This is a genomic window from Pectobacterium araliae (assembly GCF_037076465.1).
GTDB classification, from domain to species: Bacteria; Pseudomonadota; Gammaproteobacteria; order Enterobacterales; family Enterobacteriaceae; genus Pectobacterium; species Pectobacterium araliae.
Window position 1 is genome coordinate 4,055,363 of sequence record NZ_AP028908.1, and the last position, 25,899, is coordinate 4,081,261.

Consider the following 25,899-nt stretch of genomic DNA (forward strand, 5'->3'; position numbering starts at 1 on the left):
ATCACCACTTGAATTTGAATAATTACACATATAAAGTGAATTTTAATTCAACCAATAGTGTTGAGCCACATGGAGAGGTACATCATGCAACCGTTCTACAAGCGTCATTTTTTAAGGTTAATGGATTTTACACCCGCAGAAATTGCCCATCTTTTAACCCTGTCAACGAAACTGAAGGCCGATAAAAAAAACGGGACAGAAGTCCGCCGCCTGCAAGGTAAAAACATCGCACTCATCTTCGAAAAAGATTCGACCCGTACTCGCTGCTCTTTCGAAGTTGCTGCATACGATCAGGGCGCGCAAGTGACCTATCTCGGTCCAAGCGGCAGTCAAATCGGCCATAAAGAATCCATCAAAGATACCGCACGCGTACTGGGAAGAATGTACGACGGCATTCAATATCGCGGCTACGGCCAGCACATTGTTGATACGCTGGCACAATACGCGGGCGTTCCGGTCTGGAACGGGCTGACGAACGAATTCCACCCCACACAGTTACTGGCAGACCTGCTGACAATGCAGGAACATTTGCCGGGTAAAGCGCTGTCAGAGATGACGCTCGTTTATGTGGGCGATGCGCGCAACAACATGGGCAACACCATGCTGGAAGCGGCCGCGCTGACCGGATTGGATTTACGCCTTGTTGCGCCAAAAGCCTGCTGGCCGGATGCCGGTCTGGTGGCGGAGTGTCAGGCGGCGGCAGAGCAAACGGGTGGCAGCATCACGCTGACGGAAGATATCGCCGCAGGCGTTGCGGGCGCAGATTTCATTTATACCGACGTTTGGGTTTCCATGGGCGAACCAAAAGAAACCTGGAAAGAGCGTATCGCACTGCTGAAACCGTATCAGGTGAACATGGCGATGATTGCCGCGACGGGTAACCCGCAGGTGAAGTTTCTGCACTGTCTGCCCGCGTTCCATGATGACCAGACGACCATGGGTCAACAAATGGCGGAACAGTACGGCCTGCACGGCGGAATGGAAGTGACGGACGAGGTCTTTGAATCCGCGCACAGCATCGTGTTCGATCAGGCGGAAAACCGCATGCACACCATCAAAGCCGTGATGGTCGCCACGCTGGCGCAGGATTAAGGTTTAACCTGCCTTTGATGTGTTTAAAAACAGATCAGAGGTGGGCTGTTTCATCGCCCAAAACAGTAATAGATTTTTGTTACTGAACCACAGAAAAACACGATTCTTGCCTTAATTCTGCTTCTTGAAACAAACCGCTACTCTCTCCAGGCATTGATCCCTTTGGCATCAATATCAATCGTAGGCATGACCGGCATTTTACCGTCATAAAAAAATGATGAATTGCTAAATGAATAAATTTTGCCTGTCATTTTGACAGTAATACGACTCCCCACACCAGAAACTGATACGTCGCTACGGTCTGCAGTCAGAAATGGCGCAGACTCGCCAAGTACTTTCATTGGATCGCCATCAATATGACGATAAAGGTAGTAGCGATAAACGTCAGAATCCGTCGCGCCAGCATTCTGGTACTGGGTCACATAGAGCCAGATTTTATCAGTAAGCGGTTTTTGGCTGTAAAGCCGATCGTTATAGGGGCCAGATGATAAGAACTGAATCATACAGAAACCGACGACAGCAACGAGCAGCACCGCTGTCAGTAAACGATGCCCCCACTTAATAGCCGTGCTGGCGTGCATAGTCTATTCCTTGTTGAATCCAGAACTGATCGCGTGGATCATCTCCATAGGGTGACCGATGATACCAATATCCCCAGTCAGGTCGAGAAGTTCCTGCCCGACTCTGGGTCCAGCCAGCCCCCATCAACAATATATTTGGCATAATTCCCGCAGCCGTACCCGTCGCACCGTAATTAAAATTACCGAAGTTAGCCAGCGAACGATCACGCTGCTTGTAATCCTACGGACCACCATTACGAACCTGCTGATAAAACCAATAGCGGGACTGCCATACTCCGTGGCATACCATTTCTGCGAGCCTCATGGAGATTTTTAAGCAGAAGAGGAAAACCTCCGGGGTGGCATTTGAGGAATTATTGCCATTATTTTCTCCGTTTTATGATTGAACGTTCCTTGTTCACAAAAATTCTACACCAGCGACGCGTCGATTTTCACTACCGCTTTACGCACATGTGCGGGTTCACCAACGGCACACAGCGGTTTATGCACTTCACCGGGGAAGAAAACGACAAAATCCCCTTCCTGCATCACAAACAGCTTTTCCTGTTCGCCCGCAGGCAGGAAAGCGATGTCTTTATCCGCCAGCCAATCGGTATCCGGCTTGCCTGCTGGCAGGTTACTGAACGTCATCCCTTCTACACCGGACAGTACAATTTGAATGTCCAGATATTTGGCATGATACTCGGCGCGACGTTTTTCCAGCAGATCGGTACTGTCGTTGGAGATCAGGACGAACACGCTGTTGCCTTCGATATCATGCTTGCCCAGCGGCGTATCTGCCGTAATGTTTTGCTTCACGTATTCAATCGCTTCGCGCAGTTTGGCAGGCAGATAAGGAACCAGTTCAAGGTGGTGGACGTTGCCAGTAATCATAAAAAACCTCGTTAATAGAAAAAATGAAACTCTGTTTTACAATCCTTATACTCTCCAAATGTAACACCCGCCAGCGCGTTAATCCGAAAAAGTGAACTGTCCATCACTCTTCTGAAACGACCTTCTTCTTCCCACCGACATTATGCATACAGCACCCCACCCGCAACCGATTGCGATGCGTAAAAAACCACGCTTTCTGCTTGAAATAGCCTAGTCGGCGCGTATAATTCCCGACAGTTTGCCGGGAGGGGTCATGCACCGTTACACCAAAAAATTCGCTGTTTATGTTGGTTCTCAACCACAACTGCCATCCGGCAGCCAGCCAGCGTTTTCCTTTCCGTTGCTCAATCGATCAATTAAGAAAGCCCCTCAATGAGGGGCTTTTTTTTGCCCACCGCCCGGGCCGCCAGATACAACATTTCCTGTTTACTCGTTAGGAGAAAGACAACATGGTCAATCCGCTCTATCAAAAACATATCATTTCGATTAACGACCTCAGTCGGGAAGATTTAGAGCTGGCGCTGAATGTAGCCGCTAGCCTGAAAGCCAAACCTCAGCCTGAGCTGTTAAAACATAAAGTGATTGCCAGTTGCTTCTTCGAAGCATCTACCCGGACACGTCTGTCCTTTGAAACCGCGATGCATCGCCTGGGTGCCTCCGTCGTCGGTTTCGCCGACAGCAATAACACATCGCTGGGGAAAAAGGGCGAAACGCTGGCCGATACTATTTCCGTCATCAGCCAGTACGTTGATGCCATCGTGATGCGCCACCCGCAGGAAGGCGCGTCCCGCCTTGCCACCGAATTCTCCGGCGGCATTCCGATTCTGAACGCGGGCGACGGCGCGAACCAGCACCCGACGCAGACGCTGCTCGATCTGTTCACCATTCAGGAAACGCAAGGTCGGCTGAATAACATCAACATCGCGATGGTCGGCGATTTGAAATATGGTCGCACCGTGCATTCACTCACGCAGGCGCTGGCCAAGTTCGAAGGCAACCGCTTCTATTTCATCGCCCCAGACGCATTGGCAATGCCAGACTACATTCTGAGCATGCTGAAAGAGAAGAATATTGCTTACAGCCTGCACAACAGCATCGAAGACGTCGTCGGCGAACTGGATATTCTGTACATGACACGCGTCCAGAAAGAGCGTCTGGACCCCTCCGAATACATCAACATCAAATCCCAGTTTGTGCTGCGCGCCGCCGACCTGCACAGCGCCCGCCCGAACTTGAAAGTGCTGCACCCGCTGCCGCGCGTCGATGAGATCACCATTGATGTGGATGCCACGCCTTACGCCTATTATTTCCAACAGGCGGGCAACGGCATTTACGCCCGTCAGGCACTGCTGGCGCTGGTCTTGAATCGCGAACTGGTTCTGTAAGAGGAAGAAATCATCATGACACACGATAATAAATTACAGGTTGAAGCGATCAAACGTGGCACCGTGATCGACCACATTCCCGCACAGGTTGGCTTTAAGCTGCTGACGCTGTTTAAACTGACGGCGACAGATCAGCGCATCACCATCGGCCTGAATTTGCCGTCCAACCACCTTGGGCGCAAAGATCTGATCAAGATCGAAAACGTGTTTCTCACTGAACAACAGGCGAATCAACTGGCGATTTACGCACCGCAGGCAACCGTCAATCAGATCGATGAGTATGACGTGGTGCGTAAGCTGGTGCCAACGCTGCCAGACCACATTACCGGCGTGCTCACCTGCCCGAACAGCAACTGCATCAGCCGTAGCGAACCGGTGTCGTCGTCATTCAGCGTTAAACAGCGTGACGACGACGTTCACCTGAAGTGTAAGTACTGCGAGAAAGAGTTTGAGCGTCAGGCGGTGCTGCAAGATCGCTAGTTTTCTGCTTTGTCTCGTAATGAACATTGCCTGCGACGGGGCTTTTTTGAATAATGGCTACGTCCGTGTAATGCCGATCGTTTAAGGATCGTGATACCGGGGCTACCACGGTGTGAGGCATTCCTACGGAAACCTCACACCGCGTTTCCTCTAAATCCATGCTTAAGTGACTAGCATTCTGCATCCGCGTTCCTTTTACGCCCCCATCAAGGAGATACTATGTCACGCATTATCAGCACTGAGAACGCCCCAGCCGCCATCGGCCCTTATGTTCAGGGCGTCGACCTTGGCAGCATGATCTTCACGTCCGGCCAGATCCCCGTGAATCCGAAAAGCGGCCTGGTGGCTGACAACATCACCGCTCAGACGCGCCAGTCACTGGAAAACGTTCAGGCGATTGTGGAAGCCGCTGGTCTGAAAGTTTCCGATATCGTGAAAATGACCGTGTTCGTAAAAGACCTGCACGATTTCACTCTCGTGAACACCGCGTATGAAGCCTTCTTCAACGAACATAGCGCACCGTTCCCGGCTCGCTCTTGCGTTGAAGTCGCCCGCCTGCCAAAAGACGTGAAAATCGAAATCGAAGCGATCGCCGTTCGTCGCTAACTTTCGCTATTGATAACCACCTCACAAGACGCACCATCATGGCTGCGTCTTGTTGATTTTTCGCCGTTTTCTCCCCTCATTTCAGTGCAACCACGCCTCCCAACGCACCAATACAGGGCAAAATTCCGCGTATTCTCTGACAACAGCATGCTTTTTCAAAATGGCGCATTTTATGCATTGTCCTATTATCGCTATTAAGCGTGATGCTGGGGATGACAATGATAAAAATGAAGCTTCCAACTGCGCCTTATTACGACGAGATGCTCTCGTCCGAAGGCAAACAACGTCAACACTACAATTCTTATTGGCAGTGGCTACAGCAAACCGACCAGCATGCCATCCGACAAAAGAAAGAGCAGGCAGAACTGCTCTTTCACCGCGTCGGTATTACTTTTAACGTTTATGGTGAGGAAGGCGGCACCGAACGCCTTATTCCGTTCGATAGCGTACCGCGTATTATTCCCGCTAATGAATGGCAGTTGCTCGATCGCGGCATTCGTCAGCGGGTACAGGCGCTGAACGCGTTTCTTTACGACATTTACCACCAGCAGCACATTCTCAACGCGGGCATTATTCCTCGTGAACAGGTGCTGGCGAACGAGCAATATCAGCCCTGTATGCAGGGAGTAAACCTGCATAACAACATTTATGCCCATATCACGGGGATCGATATGGTGCGCAACAGCGACGGCAATTATTACGTGCTGGAAGACAATTTGCGTACCCCATCCGGCGTCTCTTACATGCTGGAAAATCGCAAAATGATGATGCGTCTCTACCCGGATCTGTTTGCCAGCCAGCACATCGCGCCCGTAGAACGCTATCCGAGCTATCTGCTACAAACGTTGCGTGAAAGTACGCAGGTTGACGATCCTACCGTGGTCGTGATGACGCCGGGTCGTTTCAACAGTGCTTACTTCGAACACAGCTTTCTGGCACAGCAAATGGGCGTCGAGCTGGTAGAAAGTGCAGATTTGTTCGTCAAGTCCGGTGCCGTCTACATGCGCACGACAGAAGGGCCTTGTCAGGTGGATGTGATTTATCGCCGTGTCGATGATGCCTTCCTCGATCCGCTGGCGTTTCGTGCCGACTCAATGCTTGGCGTACCCGGCCTGCTGTCCGTCTATCGTGCAGGCGGCGTCGTGTTAGCCAATGCGGTCGGCACTGGCGTTGCCGACGATAAATCCATCTATCCCTACGTGCCGGACATGATCCGTTTCTATCTGTCTGAAGAACCGATTCTCAGTAATATTCCCACCTGGCAGTGCCGCGACCCAAAAGCTCTCCGCTATGTTCTCGACCATCTGGACAGCATGGTAGTGAAGGAAGTCCACGGCGCAGGCGGTTACGGCATGCTGGTCGGCCCGCGCGCGACACGTCAGGAAATCGAGATGTTTCGTCAGCGTTTACTGGCAAACCCGCATAACTATATTGGTCAGGAAACGCTGGCGCTCTCCACCTGCCCGACGTTTATCGATGATGGCTTAGCGCCTCGTCATATCGACCTTCGCCCTTTCGCGCTATCCGGCGAGGAAATCCGTCTGATTCCCGGCGGTCTGACGCGTGTTGCCCTTACCGAAGGCTCTCTGGTCGTCAACTCCTCTCAAGGCGGCGGCACCAAAGATACGTGGGTCATGGAGGGGGATGAATCATGCTAAGCCGTACCGCAAGTGAACTGTATTGGATGGCTCGCTATCTGGAGCGGGCAGAAGGCCTCGCCCGCGTGCTGGATGTGACCTACAAACTCTCGATGATGCCGAGCCATAGTCAACAGCAACACGATCTGGCATTGCCGCTGAATCTGACGATGACGCATGAATTATTTCAGCAGCGCTACGCCCAATTTTCCATGAACAACCTGCTGAATTTCTTCGCATTGGACAACCAGAACCCCAGCAGTATCTACAACTGTATCGAAATGGCCTGGAATAACGCGCACGCCGTGCGTGGCAGCCTCTCTTCCGAGGTCTGGGAATGCATCAACACCACCCGCATCGACATTCGCAATCTACGGCATCAGGGCGTGGACACCATCGGTATTGATGCATTTTTTGACTGGGTAAAAGAGCGTTCTCACCTGTTTCGCGGCGCGATGTTCGGCACCCTGCTGCGTAATGATGCCCAGTGTTTTATCCGTCTTGGTACGCTGATTGAGCGCGCCTATGCCACCGCACAGTTACTGAATATCAAACATCAGCAACTCCATAACGACCCCGATCCGGTGCGTGAGTATTATCGTCTGGATACCCTGCTGCGGGCAGTGAGCGCACGCGAGGCTTACCACAGCATCTATCGCCAGCCGATCAGCCTGGAAACAGTGACCGAACTGCTCGTCTTGCGCGAGGACATACCGCGTTCTTTGCACGCCTGCGTCAGCGATCTGGTACAGCAGTTAGAAGCCATCGGTAGCCAGCGAGCCAGAGTGCCCCACCGGCTTGCCCACCTACTGCACGTTGAGCTGCGTTTCAGCACGCTGGATGACATTCTGGCGCAGGATCTCCCCACCTATCTCAACCACTTTATCGGCAAAATTAACGAATTGGCTGACAGCATCCGTCACACCTATCTGGAGGCGTTATGAAACTGACCATCAATCACCTTACGCACTACCGCTATGATGAAGAAGTGAAATTCAGCACCCAGTACCTGCGCTTGACGCCGCAAGATTCCGTGCACCAAAGAATACATGAATGGAAACTGACCCTGCCTGTTCCCGCCGTTCAAACCACCGATGCGTATGGTAATGTGTTACATGTGCTAACGCTCGACCACCCGCACCATGACATTACGATTCATGCAGAAGGCATTGTCGATATCATCGACAGCGACGAAGGAGAAAAACCAGCCGTACAGGACGCTCTGTCGCCGCTGGTTTTTTTACGTATGACGCCGCTCACCGAAGCCGACGGCAATATTCGGGCGTTTGCCCAGCGCTATTATCAGCAAGATGCGCCGGAAGAGAGCCTGAATACGCTGATGGCGGAATTGCTGTTGAAAATGCCGTATACTCCCGGCGCAACGCAGGTTCAGGATAGCGCCGCTGCCGCGTTTGCCATGCAAAAAGGCGTGTGTCAGGATCACACCCATGTCTTTCTGGCATGCTGCCGCAGCCTGGCTATCCCGGCGCGCTATGTCAGCGGCTACGTCTACAGCAAGGACACCAAGCATGTTGCGATGCATGCCTGGGCGGAAGTCTGGCTGAACGGAAAGTGGCAAGGATTCGACATTACCAATAGCTCCCGCCAGCTCTACCAGCATCTGTGGCTGGCCGTAGGGATGGATTATATGGATGCCTGCCCGGTACGCGGTACGCGACTGGGAGGTGGATGCGAAGAGATGTTTTCAGAGGCTGAAGTCCGTTTGTTTGCACGGCAACAGCAGGTACAGCAGCAACAGTAAAATTGTTAATAAAAAGGTACTTTATGACGTACTGTGTCGCCATGTGTCTGTCTGACGGCCTGGTTTTTGCTTCTGACTCCCGCACCAATGCAGGCGTTGATCACATCGCAACGTTCAAAAAGTTGCATGTCTTTCAACACGAAGCAGAACGGGTATTCGTTATCCAATGCGCGGGAAATCTGGCAACCACGCAAAGCATCATCAGCCTGCTCAGCGCCCGAATCAATACGCAACACACGCCGAACCTGATGCAGATGGGATCGATGTATGATGCCGCGATGCTGCTTGGGGAAACGGTGCGAGAAGTCATTCACCGCGATAGCAGTGCGCAGCAGAACGGCAGCAACACCAATTTTGGCTGTAATCTGCTGCTGGGTGGACAAATCGGCGGCGACACCCATCGGCTATTTCATATTTACCCAGAAGGCAACTTCATCGAGTCCACGCCGGATACCCCCTACTTCCAAATCGGCGAAAGCAAATACGGTAAACCGATTATCGATCGGGTATTGACCATGGATACCTCGCTGGAGCAAGCCATGTGCTGTGCGCTGATTTCCATCGATTCTACTTTGCGCAGTAACCTATCTGTCGGCCTGCCATTGGATGTCATGATTTACCGTAGCGGTAGTTTTGACAGCAGCGAACAGCAACGCATCACTGAAAATAACGCCTATTTTTCCGCTATCCGTAAAGCATGGTCTGAAGGGCTGCTGAACACCTTCCGCCAACTACCCCCTTTCCCTGACATTCAACAGTAATACGCCCTCATTGGCATTCAGTAGCCGTAACCACGACGGGCTACCGAATGCCGAAAAATAGCCTCTGCTATTTCTAACGCCAGTCACTTAAGCCCGTTTCCTCCACCTATCTCGATACTAAACGCTCGGCATTAGTCTGCCATTTCAGATTTTTCTGTCTTTTCACCCTCACTGACAATAAAAACGCCTCAATCACGTCACCAGACCACGTACCGCAAGCCGTCACAAACCTTGCGTCCGAAATGGTGAAATTTCGGTCAAGGTCGATTTATCTACTAGGTAAGAATTTCTTTGCTCTACATCAATTTTGCTGCGATAAAAGCGCAAACCCTCCTACGCAATTTCAATATATAGTGCCTATCCTATAAACACGACCTACATATAGTGTTTATCCACAGTGTCATCCACAGCCCTCTGTAACCCTTGTCGGTTAGGGCTTTCGCCTGTGGATAACCTTTCTAGAGGAAGAAAACGTGAAACCAGTAGTGATTAAACGGGACGGTTGCCAGGTGCCTTTTGATGAAGTACGTATCAAAGAGGCGGTCGAGCGCGCGGCACAGGCAGCCGGTGTCAATGATGCAGACTATTGTGCAACTGTGGCCTGTGCGGTCGCTCAACAAATGCTGGATAAATCGCGCGTAGATATCCGCGATATTCAGGACGCGGTCGAAAACCTGCTGATGTCTGGCAAGTATAAGCAGCTGGCGCGTACCTACATCGAATACCGCCATGACCGCGATATTGCGCGTGAACGCCACGGTCGCCTCAATCAGGAAATTCGTGGTCTGGTCGAGCAGAGCAACATGGCGCTGCTGAACGAAAATGCCAACAAAGACAGTAAAGTGATCCCCACCCAGCGCGATCTGCTGGCAGGGATTGTCGCCAAACACTACGCCAAACAGTACATCCTGCCGCGTGATGTGGTATTGGCGCACGAACGCGGTGAGATTCACTATCACGACCTCGACTACTCGCCGTTTTTCCCGATGTTCAACTGCATGCTGATCGACCTGAACGGCATGCTGACCAACGGCTTCAAAATGGGCAATGCGGAAATTGAACCGCCGAAGTCGATCTCAACCGCGACCGCCGTCACCGCGCAGATTATCGCGCAGGTCGCCAGCCACATTTATGGCGGCACCACGATTAACCGTATTGATGAAATTCTGGCACCGTTCGTCACCGCCAGCCATGCGAAACACAAAGCCGTGGCGGAAGAGTGGAAGATCCCAGATGCAGAAAACTATGCCCTGACCCGCACTGAAAAAGAGTGCTACGACGCCTTTCAGTCACTGGAATATGAAGTCAACACGCTGCACACCGCTAACGGCCAGACGCCGTTCGTCACTTTTGGCTTTGGGCTTGGCACCTGCTGGGAATCGCGTTTGATTCAGGAATCCATCCTGCGTAACCGCATTGCCGGGCTGGGTAAAAACCATAAAACCGCAGTATTCCCAAAACTGGTCTTCGCCATCCGTGACGGTCTGAACCATAAGGCAGGCGATGCCAATTACGATATCAAGCAGCTCGCGCTAGAGTGCGCCAGCAAACGCATGTATCCAGATATCCTGAACTACGATCAGGTCGTGAACGTCACGGGTTCGTTCAAAACGCCAATGGGCTGCCGCAGTTTCCTCGGCGTTTATGAAGAAAACGGCCAGCAGATTCACGACGGGCGTAATAATCTGGGTGTCATCAGCTTGAACCTGCCGCGTATTGCGCTGGAAGCCGAAGGCAATGAAGATCGCTTCTGGACGCTGCTGGATCAACGTCTGACGTTGGCGAAGAAAGCACTGATGACGCGTATTGCGCGATTGGAAAACGTAAAAGCTCGCGTCGCACCAATCTTATATATGGAAGGTGCCTGCGGCGTGCGCTTAAAAGCGGACGACAATATCGCAGACATCTTCAAAAACGGACGCGCCTCGATTTCGCTGGGCTATATCGGCCTGCATGAAACGATTAATGCGCTTTTCGGTAGCCAGACACACGTGTTTGATGATGAAGCGCTGCGTGCCAAAGCCGTGGCTGTCATTGCCCGCCTGAAAGCCGCCACCGAGCAGTGGAAAGACGAAACAGGTTACGGCTTCAGCCTGTACAGCACACCAAGCGAGAACCTGTGCGATCGCTTCTGCCGTCTGGATACCGCCGAATTTGGCGTCGTACCAGGCGTGACGGACAAAGGCTATTACACCAACAGCTTCCATCTCGATGTGGAGAAGAAGGTGAACCCTTACCAGAAAATCGACTTTGAGTTGCCCTATCCGCCGCTGGCTAACGGTGGGTTCATTTGCTACGGCGAATATCCGAACCTGCAACACAACCTCAAAGCGCTGGAAGACGTGTGGGATTACAGCTACACGCGCGTGCCTTATTACGGCACCAACACGCCGATCGATGAATGCTATGAATGTGGCTTCACGGGTGAATTCGAGTGTACCAGCAAAGGCTTCACCTGCCCGAAATGTGGTAACCACGATTCGGCGCGCGTTTCCGTGACGCGCCGTGTGTGCGGCTACCTCGGTAGCCCGGATGCACGCCCGTTCAACGCCGGTAAGCAGGAAGAAGTTAAACGCCGGATTAAGCATCTGGGCAACGGTCAACTGGGGTGATCCCTTCTGGGCCGCAGCAATGCGGCCCACCTTTCGCGGCACCGTCAACACGCGCCCGCTTCATAACATGGGCTCTATCGTATGAATTACCACCAATATTATCCCGTCGATGTGGTCAACGGCCCCGGCACCCGCTGCACGCTATTTGTCGCGGGTTGCGTACATGAATGCGTGGGGTGCTACAACAAAAGTACCTGGCGCCTCAACTCCGGCCAGCCGTTTACGCAGGAACAGGAAGATCGGATCATCGCCGATCTTCAGGATACCGCGATCCCACGGCAGGGCATTTCGCTGTCTGGCGGCGATCCGCTTCACCCACAGAATGTGCCTGATATTCTGCGGCTGGTCGAACGGATACGCGCTGAATGCCCAGGCAAAGATATCTGGGTTTGGACGGGCTACGTGCTGGCGGAACTCACGCCGGAACAACAGCGGGTGGTCGATCTCATCAACGTGCTAGTCGATGGAAAATTTGTGCAAGATCTGAAAGATCCCGCACTGATTTGGCACGGTAGCAGCAATCAGGTTGTTCACCGCCTGCGCTGATCGATAAGCGGCTACTGAAGCGGTTGCCACTTACCCAACGAACGTAATTGATCGGATTCCAGTACCGTCACCCGCGCTTTTGGCTCCGGTGAGAACGCCTGATTCAGCAACGCCTGCGCCACGGTTTTTCCCTTAATCGCTCGCCATTTTGCCGGGAACAGGCGGAACAGCGGCGCGGCAAGGCTCTCTAATGTGCGACTGTCCTCTCTTTCCCCCAGCAGCATCGACGGCTGTGCCAATGTCAGATGCTGCCAGCCTTGCTGACGCAGCGATTTTTCCGTTTCCCCCTTCACCCGCGAGTAGAAGAAAGGCGACGTTGCATTCGCACTCAGCGAGCTGACCACCAACAGGTGCGTCGCGCCTAGCGCTAACGCCACTTTTGATCCTTCCACCACCAGCGTGTAATCCACATAGCGGAACGCCTGCTTACTGCCTGCTGTCTTGAGCGTCGATCCCAGACAGCAAAATGCGATATCGACAGGATCGGTCAACTGCGCCAGCGCGGCAGACAGATCGGGATCGTGCGGGTTGACCACTTTCTTCGACTGCGCCAACGGCTTACGGGTCGGCGCATAGATCGTCTCTACTCGGTTATTGGCTTTCAGCAATGCTAACAGTTCGTGTCCCACTAACCCCGTTGCACCTAATAACAGTACCCGGCTCATCCGTTTCCCCCTTGTTTTGCGTCTTTTACTCTCTCATCTTGTCATGCTTATCGTGTTCTTTCTGACCCGTTTGCTCGTCGCGCTGCCAGTAGCGTTTCTTACCAAAGCCCAGCGTATTATCCGTCATCTTGACTTCTGTCAGGCTGAGCCGCCAGATCGGCGCTTGCGATACCCGTGCAATAGGAAAACGTGCGTTGTACCGTGCTCTAGCCTGCTGCGCGTCATCGCCCTCCAACTGCACCGCCTGCGCCCGAAACTGTACGCCTTTAATCAACATTACGCTCTTCGGCTGGCCGCTGACCGTACCGGCCACCTGCGGCAATCTTGCCATGATTTCACCGTGGCGCGTCTGCAACTCCGTCATTAGATAGAAGGCTATTTGTTGATCGTCATAAGTATAGAAGCAACTCGCACACCATAATTCCGAATTTTCACCCACGCATAGCGTCAGTACGTGCAACTTCTTCAGATAGCGGGAGATTGCCTCAAGATCGCTGCCTGTTTCTCTCGATTCTTTCTGCATCACGGCACCTCAATCGATTTTCTGAACAAACGTATCCTGCCCAGCCAACCGTTGCCCTTGCGCAGAGTGCGGCAGCATAGTTTGTAAGGGGCGGCCGGTGTGTTTATCCAATAGCCGGGAGTGAGGCTCCCCTTCAGCGAACAGCTGCTGTTCACCCCACTGGCGTAGCGCCACAACGAGCGGGAATAGCTGCTCACCTTTTGGTGTCAGAACATATTCCTGATAGGCCGAATTTTCGGAAACGGGCTGAACGGACAAAATGCCCTCGTCAACCAAGGTGCGCAGACGGTCGGTAAGAATATTTTTGGCAACGCCCAAACTGCGCTGAAAATCGCTGAAACGGCGGCGATTATCGAAAGCATCACGGATAATTAGCAATGTCCAACGATCGCCAACCACATCCAGCGCGCGCGCAACAGGGCACACATCCTCTTTTAGACTTTTGCGCTTCACCATACCTATTTCCTCCCCTTTTTCCTGTTCATCCTATCTGCCTTATCCCCACGCTGAAAAACCGATCCCACATATTTTGGTTGCATAATAAAACCATATAACCCATGCTTAAAATGGTTTTATTTTGAAACCACATAGAATAATGAAAGCCAATATGATGAAAAATAGCCCTATTCATACCACGTCATCCGTCACAGCATATGATCTTTACAGCAATGTGCCCCCCACCCAGACGGCATTACCGCGCCATGTCGTGTTGCTCTTTGCCTGTGCCAGCGCCCTCAGCGTCGCCAATGTGTATTACGCACAGCCGCTGCTGGATGCCTTATCGGTAGATTTTCACCTCAGTATCGCTGCCGTTGGCGGGGTAATGACGGCAACACAGCTTGGCTGTGCGCTGGCGTTAATTTTGCTGGTGCCACTGGGAGATATTCTCAATCGACGCTATTTGATGTTGGCGCAGTTGAGTACGCTCATCGTGGCGCTGGTTGCCGTTGGACTCGCGACCACATCCCTGTATTTATTGCTCGGCATGCTGGCTGTGGGCATGCTCGGCACGGCCATGACTCAGGGTCTGATTGCTTATGCTGCGACGGCGGCTGCACCGCAAGAGCGTGGGCGCGTTGTGGGTGCCGCACAGGGCGGCGTAGTGATTGGGCTTTTACTGGCTCGCGTGCTGTCCGGCTTCATTGCCGATCTAGCAGGCTGGCGCTGCGTATACTTTTTCTCCGCACTGCTGATGCTGATGCTTGCCGTACTTCTGTGGCGCGTGCTGCCGCATCAGCCACCTGCCCGGCAACGCCCGCGCTATTCCGCGTTGCTGATTTCTATGCTGACCCTGTTGCGTAAAGAACGGGTGTTGCAAATACGTGGCGTCATCGCTTTACTGATGTTTGCTGCCCTGAGCATTTTCTGGAGCGCGTTAGTTCTGCCACTGAGTCGCGCACCGTATTTCTTCTCTCATACGGTTATCGGTGCGTTTGGTCTGGTGGGTATTCTCGGCGCATTGGCGGCAGTGAAAGCAGGTTCACTGGCTGATAAAGGTCGTGGTCAGTGGGTCAGCGGCATCGCTCTGTTGCTGCTGATGGCATCATGGCTACCGCTGTGGTTCGCGCCCTATTCTCTCTTCGCGCTGGTGGTCGGCATTATCGTGCTCGATCTGGGCGGACAGGCCATTCACGTCACCAACCAAAGCATGATTTTCAAGACGCATCCTGATGCGCACAGCCGTCTGGTAGGCTGCTATATGCTGTTTTATAGCATCGGCAGCGGGCTGGGCGCGATGGCAACCACAGTGGCGTATGACGCTGCTGGCTGGTCAGGCGTATGTCTTCTTGGCGCCGCCGTCAGCCTGCTGGCGTTACTCTTCTGGAAAATGACGCTGCACCTTTCAGTCCCGTCACCGACAACATTCACGCTATCGTGATAACAGAAAATGATTATTGATAAAGGAGAAATCATGAGCGAACTGACATTACTGGCCGATGCCGATGAGCGTGGCCGACGTTATTTGGCTGAGACTGCACAGAGTCGGGTTTTCCCGTCTGCCCGCGTGGGATTCCCGTCTGAGCGGAGCAGCGTATGGAAGACCAAAAATCATTAGTATCATGCTTCACCAGTACGGTGAGCACAAAAACAACATTCTGTAATACTGACACGCAATCCCCCATCACTTTTCCCGGTATTTCATCCTATCTATGCTGGGGAAGCGTTTTTTCATATCGTCCGGCGTTGCATACATTTCACGTTTGATAACCAAATATAGATCAGCAAGTGCTGCCGCCTGATTTGGAAACTGCGTGGTTGCCGCGTCAAAAGGTGCCCGCGAAATAACATGCATCCTGATTCCTTTCCTGTCGTTTCCAAATTGGAAACACTATGTCGTAAACGGAATGAGTTGACAATATGGAAACCGAGATGACTTATATCTTTACTATTCGGCTTATCCCCACGCGAGTGGGGAACGCTATCACACACCTCACGCCGTCGGCGCACTTCCTGCTAACGCCACGACGTTCTCTTGCTCTGCGAGCACCTTAGCGGTTTTCTCTTTTTTCTTTTCCACGTAGGTCAGTTTTTCCTGACTCTGCGCTGGCGGAGTGAGTGGGTGGGATTGACCGGTGAAGATGCCGCCTTTTTCGATAGAGAGTTCATCGGTGAAAATATCGCCGAACACTTTTCCCTGCGCTAAAATCGCCACAACGCTGGCTGCTATGCGTCCTTCAACGCGACCGTTGATGACGATCTGCTGCGATTTCATTTCGCCGTTGATCTGACCAGTGTGCTCCACTTTAATCGTGTTATCACACTGCACATCACCTTCCACCTGGCCTTCCACGGTGATGTTGCCATCCACAGCCAGAGAGCCCGTCATACGTCCCCCCTGAGAAATGAAGGTGTCCTTTTTCACACGCACAGGATTCACTGAATTAATCAACTCGTTCGATGGGCTAATAGCGGGAGAGCTGTTTATTTCACTGCGCCCTTGCGGCTCTTTTGCGTCTTTTTTGTTTTTATCGAATGAAAACATCGTGTTATTCCTTTTAACAGTATAGAAAAATGCGATCGTGGCACTTGCGGCGAGTACAGCCGCCACTCCCTGATCGTAATATCGAAGGGGAAATTCGCTATAAATATCAACAAGCCAGACGATAACCAATAACGCCCATATCGCCCATATTCCCCAAAGCTGGTTGTAATTACGCACGATCGGAACGCCGATTAAATTCAATTTCCAGGGTGGAAATATCAGGAATAGTAATACGAAGTGTTTTACGTCCTCCTTCCAGATAGCGTATGTCGATCTGAACACCAGCACTATCGCCGACGTGCTGTTTAACCACGGTCTTTAATTCATCCAACATGTTATCCAAGATTTTATGAGCCATGCCATTCTCTCCTTCTTGCTTGGTATCTTCCTTGGGGACAGTCACGCTGTACTGCCAAACGACATAGAGAGTATCGGGCAAGAACGTATTTTATTTAGCCCGCGATTTCAAAAACCCGCTCTCGTTTACTTTCCTTTCTTTATACGACCATGTCAAAAAAACATGATTATCCAAACACTTAACATATTCCTGTAACTAACCGCCTCTCCCTCTACTTATTTCCTCGTTGCAGGTAATTACGCAGGCATTTTCATAATGACATTGCTTAGCTAAACCGATTCTTCTATTTTAGCAAACAGTTTAATTATCATTGATAAGAGTAACGTTATGGCAAACAGAATTTGGGTCATGGGCGACGCGGTTGTCGATCTCATCCCGGAAGATACGGAACGCTATCTGAAATGCCCCGGCGGTGCGCCAGCCAATGTCGCGGTCGGCATTGCCAGACTGGGGGGAAACAGCGCCTTTGTCGGTCGCGTTGGTGACGATGTTTTTGGCCATTTTCTAAAAACGGTTCTGGAACAGGAAAGCGTCGATACCCATTACATGGTGCACGACAGGCATCACCGAACCTCAACCGTGGTCGTGAGCCTCGATGAAACTGGGGAACGCACCTTCACGTTCATGGTGCGTCCGAGTGCCGACCTGTTTTTACAACCGAAAGACCTGCCGGTGTTCAACCAGAAAGAATGGCTGCACCTCTGCTCTATCGCGCTGTCGCAAGAACCGTCGCGCAGTACCACATTTGAAGCGATGCGGCAGGCGAAAGCTGCACAGGGACGGGTCAGCTTCGATCCGAATATCCGTGGCGATCTCTGGCAAAGCAAACAAGAACTGCGCCATTGTCTGACACAGGCGCTAATGCTGGCCGATGTGGTGAAATTGTCGCGCGAAGAACTGGCTTTTCTCTGTGCAACACCGGACGTTGAAGAAGGCATCAAGCAGTTCATGCAGCGCTACCCTACTCGATTGTTGCTGGTGACGCTGGGAAGTGAAGGCGTCTGGCTGCACGATCGCCACCAGCTACAGCACTTTGCCGCACCAACGGTGAAACCTGTTGATACCACTGGTGCAGGGGATGCTTTCGTTGCGGGTTTACTGCATGGCCTGGCGCAATATGACGACTTGTCACAGCCGCTGAGTTGGGACCCGATTATCGCGCAGGCACAGCAGTGTGGTGCGCTGACCACCACGGCAAAAGGCGCAATGACGGCACTCCCTTACGCACAGCAATTACCCCACCCACCCGTAACCAAGCCCTAACCCCTCGTTTCATACGGTTACCGCCCGGTTTTGTAGTCAGGATCACAATTACAGAATCGGGCAAATGAAATTTCTTGCTAACCCATCTGCAGGCTTTTATTTTTCTCATGAAAAACCGGTTTAGCAATTTAGCTAAACATGAGAAATCCCAAAATAATAAATCGCCTTCACGACGAGAAAGAAAAAATGAAACCAAGCCACCTTGCTGTGACGATAGGATTGTTACTCTCCTCCCCCTTTTATGTTTCTGCTGCCAACACCGATAGTATTGAGGCTCGCCTGAACGTCATGGAACAGCGTTTGCAGCAGGCTGAAGCACGTGTTCAAGCCGCCGAAGCCAGAGCCAACGCCGCGGAAAAGCAAACCCAACAGCTAGCGACCCGCACCACGCAAACCGAACAAAAAACCCAGCAAGTGGAACAGCGCACGACGGCGCTGGCTAAACAAAAGTCGTTCGCCGATGGCTTCGAATTCCACGGCTATGCGCGTTCTGGCCTGTCGATCAATGATTCTGCCACCAGTTCCAAAACCGATATCGGGCCGGGTATGTCTCCGGCTGGTCAGACAGGTGGGCATATTGGTCGCTTGGGTAATGAAGACGACACCTATGTCGAGATCAAACTGGAGCACAAACAAAAGCTGGATAACGGCGCGACCACGCGTTTCAAGGTGATGATGGCGGACGGCCAGCGCAGCTATAACGACTGGACGGCAGCCACTAGCGATCTGAACATTCGCGAAGCCTTCGTCGAGCTGGGCTCACTACCGACCTTCACGGGTGCCTTTAAGGACACCACGCTGTGGGCGGGTAAACGCTTCGATCGTGATAACTTCGATATTCACTGGCTGGATAGTGACGTGGTGTTCCTCGCGGGCACCGGCGGCGGGATCTATGACGTGAAATGGGCGGATAACGCCAAGAGTAACTTCTCGCTGTATGGTCGCAGCCTCGGCGAAATTACCTCGCTGGATAACGAGATCAAAAACTACGTCTTTACCGCCAACAACTACACCGGACCATTTCAGTTCATGCTGAGTGGGTTAACCGCCAAGAACAACGATGTAAAAGAAAACACCGGTACAAGCCGTGATAGAACCGTCGTCACCAATACCAATGCGGGCGATAAAGGCTACCACGCGATGGCGGCGTACCACGGTGACAGTTTCTACGGCTTACGCGACGGGACATCGAAAACGGCCATCCTCTATGGCCACGGTCTGGGCGGCGAAGTGAAGAACATCGGTGCCGACGGCAACCTGACGAATGACGCCAACACCTGGCGCTTTGCGACCTACGGTACTACCGCGCTAAATAAGACCTGGAGCTTCGCGCCATCCATTCTGGCGCAGACCAGCAAAGACCGTTACGTCAACGGCGATAGCTACGAATGGGTGACGTTTAATGCGCGCCTGATTCAGGAAATCACCGAAAACTTTGCACTGGCTTATGAAGGCAGCTATCAATACATGGACCTCGATCCGCGCGGTTATCGGAGCCTGAATCAGGTTAGCGGCGGCTTCTATAAACTGACCTTTGCACCGACGTTCAAGGTCGGCGATATCGGTAACTTCTTCAGCCGTCCTGAGCTGCGCATATTTGCCAGCTACATGGACTGGGATAAACGACTGGATAACTACTCCAGTGAAGATACATTTGGCTCCAGCGGCTTTAAAGCAGGCGGCGAATGGAACTTTGGCATCCAGATGGAAACCTGGTTCTGATGATTGGCTAGCCTTGGTGTCGATGACACGCTAATCGACGCTAAAGAAACGGTATACACAGAGGAATAACATGGATATCAACGCAACTGCCTCCGCACTCATCCCCTTGCTTGGCGGGAAAGAGAATATCGCCAGTGCCGCCCACTGCGCCACTCGTCTGCGTTTAGTGCTGAACGACGACAGGCTGGCAGACAAAAAAGCAATCGAGAATGTTGATGGTGTAAAAGGCTGCTTTCAGAACGCCGGACAAATGCAAATTATTTTCGGCACCGGGCTGGTGAACAAGGTTTACTCTGAGTTCATTAAAGCCGCTGGCATCAGTGAATCAAGCAAATCCGAAGCCGCCTCCATCGCGGCGAAAAAGCTGAATCCGCTGCAAAGACTGGCACGTCTGCTATCGAATATTTTCGTCCCTATCATGCCTGCGATTATCGCATCTGGTCTGTTGATGGGTTTGCTCGGCATGATCAAGACCTACGGCTGGGTCGATGCCAGCAGCGCGATCTTCGTGATGCTGGATATGTTCAGCTCCGCAGCCTTTATTATCCTACCTGTTTTGATCGGTTTTACCGCCGCACGGGAATTCGGCGGCAATCCCTATCTGGGTGCAACGCTGGGCGGTATCCTGACCCATCCGGCGCTGACCAACGCCTGGGGCGTCGCCGGGGGCTTCCAGACCATGCATTTCTTCGGCATGGACATCGCCATGATTGGCTATCAGGGCACGGTATTTCCGGTCCTGCTCGCCGTCTGGTTCATGAGCATTGTGGAAAAGCGCCTGCGTAAAATCGTACCGGATGCGCTGGACATCATCGTCACGCCATTCCTGACCGTCATCATCTCCGGTTTCGTCGCGATGTTGCTTATCGGTCCGGCTGGGCGTGCACTGGGCGATGGTATTTCTTTAGTTCTCAGCACACTGATTGCCCACGCTGGCTGGCTGGCCGGTTTGCTGTTCGGCGGCCTCTACTCCGTCATCGTTATCACCGGTGTTCATCACAGCTTCCATGCGATTGAAGCCGGGTTGCTCGGCAACCCGAACATCGGCGTCAACTTCCTGCTGCCGATTTGGGCAATGGCGAACGTGGCACAGGGCGGCGCGTGTCTGGCAGTCTACTTCAAAACGCGTGATGCCAAAACCCGAGCGATTGCCGTTCCCGCAGGGCTTTCTTGTCTGCTGGGTATCACGGAAGCGGCGATATTTGGTATCAACCTGCGCTTCATTAAACCGTTCTTGGCGGCACTGGCGGGCGGTGCGCTCGGTGGCGCGTGGGTGGTCTTCAATCATGTCAATATGACGGCCGTCGGGCTAACCGGTTTTCCGGGGTTGGCCATTGTGCAAGGGGGCTCAATGCTTAACTACCTGATTGGGATGTTGATTGCATTCGGTGCCGCCTTTGTCATTTCCTTACTGCTGAAATACAAAACGGATAGCGAATAATGAAGGAAATCCACTTACTAAAACGCATGGCACACGCCCTGATGTCAGGTCATTCACGGAAACAGGAAGATCCGTATCGCCCAGAATGGCATCTGTCCCCGTGCGTGGGCCTGCTTAACGATCCGAACGGATTCATTCATCACAATGGGCGCTACCATCTGTTTTATCAGTGGAATCCTTTAGCCTGTGCCCACGGAGCGAAATTCTGGGGGCACTGGAGCTCCGCCGATCTGGTGAACTGGACGCATGAACCCGTGGCGCTAGTGCCGAGTGAAAGCTATGAAAGCCACGGCTGCTACTCCGGCTCTGCCATAGTCGATCAGGGCGCGATTATGCTGATGTATACGGGTAACGTGAAATACGACGATGGCTCACGCACCGCGTTTCAATGCCTCGCCCGTGAAAACCCTAACGGTGAATATGACAAGCTGGGCGCTGTGCTAACGCTTCCCGATGGCTACACCGGCCACGTCCGCGACCCTAAAGTGTGGCGTCATGATGACCACTGGTACATGGTGCTTGGTGCACAGGATCTCTGCCTGCAAGGTAAAGTGCTGCTCTACCGTTCTGCCGACCTGCTGGCATGGGACAAGATCGGCGAGATCGCCGGTTCCCGTCTGGGCGGACTCGGTGATTTTGGCTATATGTGGGAGTGCCCAGACCTGTTCCCACTGGATGGCAAAGAGGTGCTCATTTGCTGCCCGCAGGGCATCCCTGCCGAAGGAGAACGCTACCTGAATACCTTCCAGGCTGGCTATTTCATTGGCTCACTCGACTACAACAGCGGTGCTTACCCCCATCAGGCGTTCCACGAACTGGATCTCGGTTTCGAATTTTACGCGCCACAAACCACGCTGAGTGAAGACGGGCGACGCTTGTTATTCGGCTGGATGTCGATTCCTGACGATAATGAGTTTTTTGAACCGACGATCGAATACGGTTGGATTCATACCATGACCTGCCCGCGTGAACTCACACTGCATGGCAACCGCGTTTACCAACGCCCTGCTCGCGAATTGCAACAGCTGCGCAAGCAGCATTACACCTGGCAGGGTGCCGCAGACTACGCGTTGCCGCTGAACGCGAGCAGTGCGGAAGTGCTCATCACCGTGCAAGGGGAATTCCAGTGTAACCTTGCCTCGCAGATCGTTCTCTGCTGGGACGGTGAACGCGTAACGATAAGCCGACACAACCGTCGCACTGGGGAACCCGAACACCGCTATTGGCGCGGCGACCTCCGTCAATTGCAGATACTGTGCGATCGCTCCAGCGTTGAAATTTTTATCAACGATGGCGAAGCCGTGATGTCCTCACGCTATTTCCCAGAAAGCGAGGCGACTATCACGTTCAGCGGCTCTGGACGATTAACGCTACAACACTGGCTGTTAGCGCCATGCGTGATAGAATAACTTCCCTTTTTTCTGATAGCAGACCTCGCGGTGAAACCGACTAAACGCATAACAATCAGTGACATCGCCGCGCTAGCCGGTGTATCAAAATCCACCGCCAGTCTGGTGCTTAACGGCCGCAGCAAAGAGTTTCGCGTTTCTGATGAAACCCGCGATCGCATTTTGGCCGTCGCGCATGAGCAGCGTTATCAGCCCAGCATTCACGCCCGTTCGCTGCGTTCCTCACGCAGCAACACGCTGGGGCTTGTGGTGCCGGAAATGACCAACTACGGCTTCGCCGTCATTTCCCGTGAATTGGAGATGCTATGCCGTGAAGCAGGGTTACAGTTACTGATTGCCTGTACCGACGAAAATGCCAGTCAGGAGATGATGGCGGTCAACAGCCTGGTACAACGTCAGGTCGATGGCCTGATCGTCGCCTCCAGTCTGTTAAACGATACCGAGTATCAGAAAATTAATCAGCAGTTGCCCGTCGTACAATTTGACCGGATTATTGGTGATTCCACACTGCCGATGGTGATTTCCGAAGCGGTAGAATCGACGGCGGAAATGGTCGAGCGAATCGCCCGCCAGCATCGTGATGAATTCTATTTCCTTGGCGGCCAGCCGCGCATTTCTCCCACTCGCCACCGGCTGGAAGGCTTCCAGCTTGGGCTGACACGCGCAGGTATCGACTGCCAGCCAGAATGGATTCTTCACGGCAGTTATCACCCCAGCGCGGGTTATGAAATGTTTGCTCAACTGTGTGCGACGCTGGGACGCCCGCCAAAAGCGCTGTTTGTTGCCGCTTGTGGCCTGATGGAAGGCGTGCTGCGCTATATGAACCAGCATAACCTGATGGAAAGCGGCATCCGTCTATGTTGCTTTGACGATCACTATCTGTTTGATTGTTTGCCGCTGAAGATCGATACCGTGGCACAGGACTGTGAAAATCTGGCACGTAACAGCTTTGAAATGATTACGAGTTTGATTGCACAACAGCCGCTTGAAGAAGATCGGCGCTATATCCCAACGCGTATTCACTGGCGTCACCCCGACTCACGGGCGTAGGCCAAAGCGGCCAGCCATATCACCCAGATGAAACCTACAGGCGTAAAAAAAGGAATGCGGTTTGAATTTTCATCCCGCATTCCTTCTTAAAGCATCACTCGTAATCGTTATTTAGCAGCAGCGGTTTCCGCACCAACCAAGCCAACCTTGAGGTAGCCCGCTTTACGCAGTGAGTCCATCACGCTCATGATGGTTTCATAATCGACGCTTTTATCCGCCTGAAAGAAGATAGTGGTTTCTTTGTTAGCGCTGGTTTTCGCATCCAACACCTGAGCCAGAGACTGTTCGTTAATCGCCTCTTCCCCCAAAAACATTTGCTTATCCGCTTTTACCGTCAGATAAAGTGGCTTCTCTGGACGCGGCTGCGGTACTGCTGATGATGCTGGCAGATCGACACGAATGTCCACCGTTGCCAGCGGTGCCGCCACCATGAAGATGATCAGCAGAACAAGCATGACGTCAATGAACGGCGTGACGTTGATGTCATGCATTTCACCGTCATCACCCACGTCCTCCTTCAAATGCATCGCCATGATTAACCCACCCGCAGTTTATGCGCTGCTGAAGACGCCCGGTTATCGTTGCTGGCGGCGACATCAAGATCGCGGCTTTGCAACAGCAACACTTGCGCCGCTACATCGCCAACCATCGCTTTGTAGCCCGCAATCGAACGGGTGAAGACGTTATAGATAACCACCGCAGGGATCGCAGCGACCAAGCCAATCGCCGTCGCCAGCAGGGCTTCTGCAATCCCCGGTGCAACCACCGCCAGGTTAGTGGTTTGCGTCTGTGCAATACCGATGAAGCTGTTCATAATGCCCCATACCGTACCGAACAGCCCCACGAACGGCGCAACCGCGCCGACCGTAGCCAGGTAGCCATTGCCACGCCCCATATGACGCCCGGTCGCCGCCACGCGACGTTCCAGACGAAACGCGGTGCGCTCTTTAATCCCGTTGTTGTCATCCGAACGCACAGACAGTTCCAACTCGTTCTGTGCATCCACTAATAACTGCTGCGCTACGCTGCCTGATTTGAACGCCTCTGCCGTCTCCAGCGCATCGTCCAGCGTTTTCGCCTGTTCCAACGCCAGATACTCACGGCGCAGTCGGCGTTTCGCACCAGACATTTCAACGCTTTTACTGAAGAAAATCGCCCAGGTAATCACGGAAGCCAGCAGCAAACCGATCATCACCGTTTTCACCACGGCATCCGCGTGCTGATACATGCCCCAGACGGACAAATCGGTCTTCATCAGGTTATTCGTACCCGGTGCAGCACTGGCCGGAAGCGAGAGTGCTGATGCTGGTGCATCGGTTGCCACAGGTGCAGAAGGAGATGCAGCAGCAGGCTGAGCCGCTGTCGCGGCATTTTCTGTCGATAACGGCGTCGTTGCCGGCGCTGCAAACGCATTTCCACTTAGTCCCGCCATACACAGCAGGATAACCAGCACGCTACGGGAAAATGCGCTGAACGCACCACGTTTTTTTTGCCAGGCTGATAACACCTGTTGAGTTGTATTACTGACAGCCGTCTTCACGCTGTGCCTCCACCATTCGTTCTGTACAATAACGCACACATACCCGCAGGTATAATGCCGTAATAACGCAGCCTGAAATGATACCAAACCCTGAACGAATTGATAGTCGTTCTCATTATTATTTACACCAGATAACACACTTTTTCTTGCGTTCTGACAGGGTTCTTGGGGGTATTACCTGCATATCGATGGGCGTGGTATCAAAACCATGAAAAATCGTATTCAGGAACCTATCTGGTAGGAGAGCCGCAGGCACTCGCCTAAAATGTCTCATTGTTCCGTTAGGTTTTTGTGATCGACATTAAGTTATCACACCATTTCATGGTGGCTGGCGATAGGTTTAATGAAATAAACAGAAACATAAAAACACAATAAGACAAATAAAAACACCATGTTACGCATATTTAGATTGAAGAAAAAGGAATAAAACCCCGATAAAACAGCATTTCATATTAGCTGTTTCTTTTGTGACACGAGTCATTCTACGAAGTTGTATAATAGGTTAGCTTAGCTCACAGAGAATGCCGACGCGCACCACGATAATACCCCATACAAGGATGCCGTCCTCTCACCAGTAAACCCGCCATTCATTACTCTATTTTTCATGGGT

Annotated in this window: 27 protein-coding genes and 1 pseudogene; 17 read left to right on the forward strand and 11 right to left on the reverse strand. The window is 52.4% G+C overall.

From position 1 onward, the window contains the following. Window positions 1-84 precede the first annotated feature (84 nt). Window positions 85-1,092, forward strand: a complete 1,008-nt coding sequence (gene argF, locus AACH44_RS18375; RefSeq protein ID WP_261849126.1) for an ornithine carbamoyltransferase — start codon at window positions 85-87, stop codon at window positions 1,090-1,092. A 137-nt stretch (window positions 1,093-1,229) separates the two neighbouring features. Here argF and AACH44_RS18380 read toward each other — a convergent pair whose 3' ends face one another. From AACH44_RS18380 to AACH44_RS18390, 3 genes are all read right to left on the reverse strand, one after another. Beyond that, entirely contained in the window at window positions 1,230-1,673 is a 444-nt protein-coding gene (locus AACH44_RS18380) for a hypothetical protein (RefSeq protein ID WP_261849125.1), read from the reverse strand. Continuing rightward, on the reverse strand, window positions 1,651-1,869 hold the full coding sequence (locus tag AACH44_RS18385; RefSeq protein ID WP_338659626.1) for a polymorphic toxin type 44 domain-containing protein: 219 nt from the start codon (window positions 1,867-1,869) through the stop codon (window positions 1,651-1,653). Before AACH44_RS18385 ends, AACH44_RS18380 begins: the two co-directional genes overlap by 23 nt. Window positions 1,870-2,081: 212 nt before the next feature. Then, complete coding sequence (locus AACH44_RS18390) at window positions 2,082-2,546, reverse strand: YhcH/YjgK/YiaL family protein (protein WP_261849124.1); 465 nt, start codon at window positions 2,544-2,546, stop codon at window positions 2,082-2,084. Between the two features lie 449 nt (window positions 2,547-2,995). Here AACH44_RS18390 and pyrB point away from each other — a divergent pair, with 449 nt between their 5' ends. The 9 genes from pyrB (at window position 2,996) to nrdG (ending at window position 12,335) form a co-directional block, all read left to right on the forward strand. Continuing rightward, window positions 2,996-3,931 carry an aspartate carbamoyltransferase gene (gene pyrB / locus AACH44_RS18395; protein ID WP_261849123.1) on the forward strand — a complete coding sequence of 312 codons (936 nt, stop codon included), beginning with the start codon at window positions 2,996-2,998 and terminating at the stop codon, window positions 3,929-3,931. Window positions 3,932-3,946: 15 nt separating this feature from the next. Continuing rightward, window positions 3,947-4,411 (forward strand): aspartate carbamoyltransferase regulatory subunit, encoded by a 465-nt coding sequence (gene pyrI, locus AACH44_RS18400; protein WP_161527921.1) that lies wholly within the window; start codon window positions 3,947-3,949, stop codon window positions 4,409-4,411. Window positions 4,412-4,630: 219 nt separating this feature from the next. Then, window positions 4,631-5,017, forward strand: a complete 387-nt coding sequence (gene ridA, locus AACH44_RS18405) for a 2-iminobutanoate/2-iminopropanoate deaminase (protein ID WP_261849122.1) — start codon at window positions 4,631-4,633, stop codon at window positions 5,015-5,017. Between the two features lie 218 nt (window positions 5,018-5,235). After that, on the forward strand, window positions 5,236-6,675 hold the full coding sequence (locus AACH44_RS18410) for a circularly permuted type 2 ATP-grasp protein (RefSeq protein ID WP_261849121.1): 1,440 nt from the start codon (window positions 5,236-5,238) through the stop codon (window positions 6,673-6,675). After that, window positions 6,669-7,598 carry an alpha-E domain-containing protein gene (locus tag AACH44_RS18415; protein WP_261849120.1) on the forward strand — a complete coding sequence of 310 codons (930 nt, stop codon included), beginning with the start codon at window positions 6,669-6,671 and terminating at the stop codon, window positions 7,596-7,598. Before AACH44_RS18410 ends, AACH44_RS18415 begins: the two co-directional genes overlap by 7 nt. Further along, window positions 7,595-8,416, forward strand: a complete 822-nt coding sequence (locus AACH44_RS18420) for a transglutaminase family protein (RefSeq protein WP_261849119.1) — start codon at window positions 7,595-7,597, stop codon at window positions 8,414-8,416. Before AACH44_RS18415 ends, AACH44_RS18420 begins: the two co-directional genes overlap by 4 nt. 23 nt (window positions 8,417-8,439) lie before the next feature. Beyond that, entirely contained in the window at window positions 8,440-9,177 is a 738-nt protein-coding gene (locus tag AACH44_RS18425; RefSeq protein ID WP_261849118.1) for a proteasome-type protease, read from the forward strand. Between the two features lie 473 nt (window positions 9,178-9,650). After that, the gene (gene nrdD / locus AACH44_RS18430) at window positions 9,651-11,789 is read left to right on the forward strand and encodes an anaerobic ribonucleoside-triphosphate reductase (RefSeq protein ID WP_338659401.1); all 2,139 of its coding nucleotides are present in this window, start codon (window positions 9,651-9,653) and stop codon (window positions 11,787-11,789) included. Between the two features lie 81 nt (window positions 11,790-11,870). Continuing rightward, window positions 11,871-12,335 carry an anaerobic ribonucleoside-triphosphate reductase-activating protein gene (gene nrdG / locus AACH44_RS18435; RefSeq protein ID WP_338659402.1) on the forward strand — a complete coding sequence of 155 codons (465 nt, stop codon included), beginning with the start codon at window positions 11,871-11,873 and terminating at the stop codon, window positions 12,333-12,335. Window positions 12,336-12,346: 11 nt separating this feature from the next. Here nrdG and AACH44_RS18440 read toward each other — a convergent pair whose 3' ends face one another. From AACH44_RS18440 to AACH44_RS18450, 3 genes are read right to left on the reverse strand one after another with little or no spacing between them, the layout of a single operon-like run. Beyond that, window positions 12,347-13,000, reverse strand: a complete 654-nt coding sequence (locus AACH44_RS18440) for a hypothetical protein (RefSeq protein WP_261849115.1) — start codon at window positions 12,998-13,000, stop codon at window positions 12,347-12,349. A gap of 25 nt (window positions 13,001-13,025) precedes the next feature. Beyond that, complete coding sequence (locus AACH44_RS18445; RefSeq protein ID WP_261849114.1) at window positions 13,026-13,523, reverse strand: YhbP family protein; 498 nt, start codon at window positions 13,521-13,523, stop codon at window positions 13,026-13,028. 9 nt (window positions 13,524-13,532) lie between these two features. Next, entirely contained in the window at window positions 13,533-13,979 is a 447-nt protein-coding gene (locus AACH44_RS18450; protein WP_261849113.1) for a winged helix-turn-helix transcriptional regulator, read from the reverse strand. Between the two features lie 154 nt (window positions 13,980-14,133). Between AACH44_RS18450 and AACH44_RS18455 the strand changes: the two genes are divergently transcribed. Together AACH44_RS18455 and AACH44_RS18460 are read left to right on the forward strand one after the other, a co-directional pair. After that, a complete protein-coding gene (locus tag AACH44_RS18455; protein WP_261849141.1) occupies window positions 14,134-15,402 on the forward strand; it encodes an MFS transporter in 1,269 nt (422 codons plus the stop codon). 33 nt (window positions 15,403-15,435) lie between these two features. After that, on the forward strand, window positions 15,436-15,579 hold the full coding sequence (locus AACH44_RS18460) for a hypothetical protein (protein WP_261849112.1): 144 nt from the start codon (window positions 15,436-15,438) through the stop codon (window positions 15,577-15,579). A 69-nt stretch (window positions 15,580-15,648) separates the two neighbouring features. Here AACH44_RS18460 and AACH44_RS18465 read toward each other — a convergent pair. From AACH44_RS18465 to AACH44_RS18475, 3 genes and pseudogenes are all read right to left on the reverse strand, one after another. After that, a pseudogene (locus AACH44_RS18465) lies at window positions 15,649-15,816 on the reverse strand (type II toxin-antitoxin system HigB family toxin); the annotation flags it as partial. 138 nt (window positions 15,817-15,954) lie between these two features. Then, window positions 15,955-16,506 (reverse strand): bactofilin family protein, encoded by a 552-nt coding sequence (locus AACH44_RS18470; protein ID WP_261849110.1) that lies wholly within the window; start codon window positions 16,504-16,506, stop codon window positions 15,955-15,957. A gap of 169 nt (window positions 16,507-16,675) precedes the next feature. Further along, entirely contained in the window at window positions 16,676-16,864 is a 189-nt protein-coding gene (locus tag AACH44_RS18475; protein WP_261849109.1) for a hypothetical protein, read from the reverse strand. Between the two features lie 327 nt (window positions 16,865-17,191). Here AACH44_RS18475 and AACH44_RS18480 point away from each other — a divergent pair, with 327 nt between their 5' ends. From AACH44_RS18480 to AACH44_RS18500, 5 genes are all read left to right on the forward strand, one after another. Continuing rightward, entirely contained in the window at window positions 17,192-18,127 is a 936-nt protein-coding gene (locus AACH44_RS18480) for an aminoimidazole riboside kinase (protein ID WP_261849108.1), read from the forward strand. A 186-nt stretch (window positions 18,128-18,313) separates the two neighbouring features. After that, window positions 18,314-19,849: a carbohydrate porin gene (locus tag AACH44_RS18485; protein WP_261849107.1), complete on the forward strand. Its 1,536-nt coding sequence runs from the start codon at window positions 18,314-18,316 to the stop codon at window positions 19,847-19,849. A gap of 70 nt (window positions 19,850-19,919) precedes the next feature. After that, entirely contained in the window at window positions 19,920-21,290 is a 1,371-nt protein-coding gene (locus tag AACH44_RS18490; protein WP_261849106.1) for a sucrose-specific PTS transporter subunit IIBC, read from the forward strand. Further along, window positions 21,290-22,699 (forward strand): glycoside hydrolase family 32 protein, encoded by a 1,410-nt coding sequence (locus tag AACH44_RS18495; protein ID WP_261849105.1) that lies wholly within the window; start codon window positions 21,290-21,292, stop codon window positions 22,697-22,699. Before AACH44_RS18490 ends, AACH44_RS18495 begins: the two co-directional genes overlap by 1 nt. Window positions 22,700-22,729: 30 nt before the next feature. Beyond that, window positions 22,730-23,749, forward strand: a complete 1,020-nt coding sequence (locus tag AACH44_RS18500; protein WP_261849104.1) for a substrate-binding domain-containing protein — start codon at window positions 22,730-22,732, stop codon at window positions 23,747-23,749. Between the two features lie 107 nt (window positions 23,750-23,856). Here the strand turns inward: AACH44_RS18500 and exbD are convergent, their stop codons facing one another. After that, on the reverse strand, window positions 23,857-24,282 hold the full coding sequence (gene exbD / locus AACH44_RS18505; RefSeq protein WP_005973764.1) for a TonB system transport protein ExbD: 426 nt from the start codon (window positions 24,280-24,282) through the stop codon (window positions 23,857-23,859). Window positions 24,283-24,284: 2 nt separating this feature from the next. Continuing rightward, on the reverse strand, window positions 24,285-25,289 hold the full coding sequence (gene exbB / locus AACH44_RS18510) for a tol-pal system-associated acyl-CoA thioesterase (RefSeq protein WP_338659403.1): 1,005 nt from the start codon (window positions 25,287-25,289) through the stop codon (window positions 24,285-24,287). Between the last annotated feature and the right edge of the window lie 610 nt (window positions 25,290-25,899).